Genomic DNA, 2955 nt, shown 5'->3' with positions numbered 1-2955 from the left:
GCGCGAGAATGCTGCCGACGATCCTCACGACGCACGCGCCGCTCGACCTGATCATCATCATGTTGGGCGCCAACGACATGAAGCCGTGGATCCACGGCAATCCCGTTGCCGCCAAGCAGGGCATGCAGCGCCTGATCGATATCGTGCGCGGTCACGACTATCCGTTCGACTGGCCGGCTCCGCAGATCCTCATTGTCGCGCCGCCCGCGGTGACGCGTACCGAGAATGCCGAATTCAAGGAAATGTTCGCCGGCGGCGATGACGCCTCGAAGCGGCTGGCGCCGCAATATTCCTCGCTTGCCGACGAGGCCGGCTGCGGCTTCTTCGACGCCGGCTCCGTCGCCGTCACCACGTCGCTCGACGGCGTCCATCTCGATGCCGAAAACACGCGGCGGATCGGTCAGGCGCTGGCGCCCCTCGTGCGTGTGATGCTTTCCTTCTAACCCCGAGAAAAATCAGGGAGAAACCCGTGGCTGAGAACTACGACGTCATTATCATCGGCTCAGGCCCCGGCGGCTATGTCACCGCTGTGCGTTCCGCCCAGCTCGGCTTCAAGACGGCGATCGTCGAGCGCGAGCATCTCGGCGGCATCTGCCTCAACTGGGGTTGCATCCCGACCAAGGCGCTGCTGCGCTCGGCGGAGATCATGCACTATTCGAACCACCTCAAGGATTACGGCCTTAAGCTCGACGGCAAGGTCAGCCCCGACACCGCAGCCGTCGTCGACCGCTCGCGAAAGGTGTCTCTCAGGCTGAATGGCGGTGTCGCCTTCCTGATGAAGAAGAACAAGGTCGACGTCATCTGGGGTGAGGCGAAGCTTTCCAAGCCTGGTGAGGTCGTCGTCGCCAAAACCGCCAAGAAGCCGATGGAGCCGCAGCCGCCGGTGCCGAAAGGCGTCAAGGGCGAGGGCACCTACACCGCCAAGCACATCATCCTCGCAACCGGCGCGCGGCCGCGCGCGCTGCCTGGCATCGAGCCGGACGGCAAGCTGATCTGGACCTATTTCGAGGCCATGGTTCCGAAGGAGATGCCGAAGTCGCTGCTGGTGATGGGCTCGGGCGCCATCGGCATCGAGTTCGCCTCCTTCTACCGCACCATGGGCGCCGATGTGACCGTGGTCGAGCTTTTGCCGGCGGTGATGCCGGTCGAGGATGCCGAGGTCTCGAAATTCGCGCAGAAACAGTTCGAGAAGCAGGGCATGAAGATCCTGCTCGAGGCCAAGGTGACCAAGGTCGAGAAGGGTGCCAACTCGGTCACCGCGCATGTCGAGATGAAGGACGGCAAGGTCGAGAAGATCACCGCCGACCGCATGATCTCGGCCGTCGGCGTACAAGGCAATATCGAGGGCCTCGGCCTCGAGGCGCTCGGCGTCAAGACGGATCGCGGCTGTGTCGCGGTCGACGGCTACGGCAGGACGAACGTGCCCGGCATCTACGCCATCGGCGATGTGGCCGGGCCGCCGATGCTCGCCCACAAGGCCGAGCACGAGGGCGTGATCTGCGTCGAGAAGATCGCCAATATCCCGGGCGTGCACGCCATCGACAAGCTGAAGATCCCGGGCTGCACCTATTGCAGCCCGCAGGTCGCCTCGGTCGGCCTGACCGAAGCCAAGGCCAAGGCCGAGGGCAAGGACATCCGCGTCGGCCGCTTCCAGTTCGGCGCCAACGGCAAAGCCATCGCGCTCGGCGAGGACCAGGGCTTCATCAAGACCATCTTCGACAAGAAGACCGGGCAGCTGCTGGGCGCGCATATGATCGGCGCCGAGGTGACCGAGCTCATCCAGGGTTTCGTCGTGGCGATGAACCTGGAGACCACAGAGGAAGAGCTGATGCACACGATCTTCCCGCATCCGACCCTGTCGGAGATGATGAAGGAAAGCGTGCTCGACGCCTATGGCCGCGCTTTGAACGCATGATAGACTGCTCGCGCGAGACTCAGACGCGGCAGCCGGAGGATTCTGAGGGCAAAGCAGTTCGTATCCGGATGCATTTTCACCTGATCAAGGAGGAATTGGCATATGGACGTGAATGGCGTGGGCTGGATAGCAGCCATCATCATCGGAGGCTTGGCCGGATGGCTCGCCGAAATGGTCATGAAGAGCAACACCGGCATCTTCATGAACATCATTTTGGGTATCGTCGGCGCGATCGTTCTGAATGCGATCTTACAGGCTCTCAACATCCAGTCCTTCGGCGCCGGCTGGTTCGCCTATCTCATCACCGGTTTCATCGGCGCCTGCCTGCTGATCTTTGTCGGCCGGCTGGTACGGCGCTGAGCCCCAGCGAAGTCCGTTATGCGAAAATGGCCGTGGCGGCATGCGCCGGCGTGGCCTTTTTCTTTATTCCGAAAAGTCCTAGATGACGCAGACAGGCGGCCGCGACGCGGGCGGCCGCGAAGGGTTCGAAATGGTCACTGTTCTCGACACGATCGCCAATGCGCCGCGCCCGCGGCATCCCGAAAAGGCGCACAGGCCGGACCAGGAAGTGCTGCGCAAGCCGGACTGGATCCGCGTCAAGGCGCCGGTTTCGAAGGGTTACGCCGAGACACGCGAGATCGTGAAGTCGCACAAGCTGGTAACGGTGTGCGAGGAGGCCGGATGTCCGAACATCGGTGAATGCTGGGACAAGAAGCACGCCACCTTCATGATCATGGGCGAGATCTGCACGCGCGCCTGCGCCTTCTGCAATGTCGCCACCGGCATCCCGACCGCCCTCGACGCGGACGAGCCGGCGCGTGTCGCCCATGCGGTCAAGCAGATGGGCCTCAGCCACGTCGTCATCACATCGGTCGACCGCGACGACCTCGACGACGGCGGCGCGCAGCATTTCGCCGATGTCATCCACGCCATCCGCGCCGCCGCGCCTTCAACGACGATCGAGATCCTGACGCCCGACTTCCTGCGCAAGGACGGCGCGCTTGAGATCGTCGTTGCCGCAAAGCCCGACGTCTTCAACC

Annotated in this window: 4 protein-coding genes; all 4 read left to right on the top strand. The window is 63.1% G+C overall.

Translation table 11 applies throughout. The features are described from left to right. A partial coding sequence (locus tag EOA75_RS31310; RefSeq protein ID WP_127325997.1) for a GDSL-type esterase/lipase family protein occupies nt 1-443 on the top strand: 443 nt, incomplete at its 5' end. A gap of 26 nt (nt 444-469) precedes the next feature. Then, on the top strand, nt 470-1915 hold the full coding sequence (gene lpdA / locus EOA75_RS31305) for a dihydrolipoyl dehydrogenase (protein WP_095825431.1): 1446 nt from the start codon (nt 470-472) through the stop codon (nt 1913-1915). 102 nt (nt 1916-2017) lie between these two features. Further along, nucleotides 2018-2275, top strand: a complete 258-nt coding sequence (locus EOA75_RS31300) for a GlsB/YeaQ/YmgE family stress response membrane protein (RefSeq protein WP_067321367.1) — start codon at nt 2018-2020, stop codon at nt 2273-2275. 130 nt (nt 2276-2405) lie between these two features. Beyond that, nucleotides 2406-2955: lipoyl synthase (locus EOA75_RS31295; RefSeq protein WP_127325998.1), on the top strand; the 550-nt coding region annotated here is incomplete at its 3' end.

Origin of the sequence: Mesorhizobium sp. M1A.F.Ca.IN.022.07.1.1, from assembly GCF_003997575.1 — a bacterium.
Classification (GTDB): domain Bacteria; phylum Pseudomonadota; class Alphaproteobacteria; order Rhizobiales; family Rhizobiaceae; genus Mesorhizobium.
The sequence above is the reverse complement of the archived record's forward strand: the minus strand, read 5'-3'. Positions and strand labels throughout refer to the sequence as shown.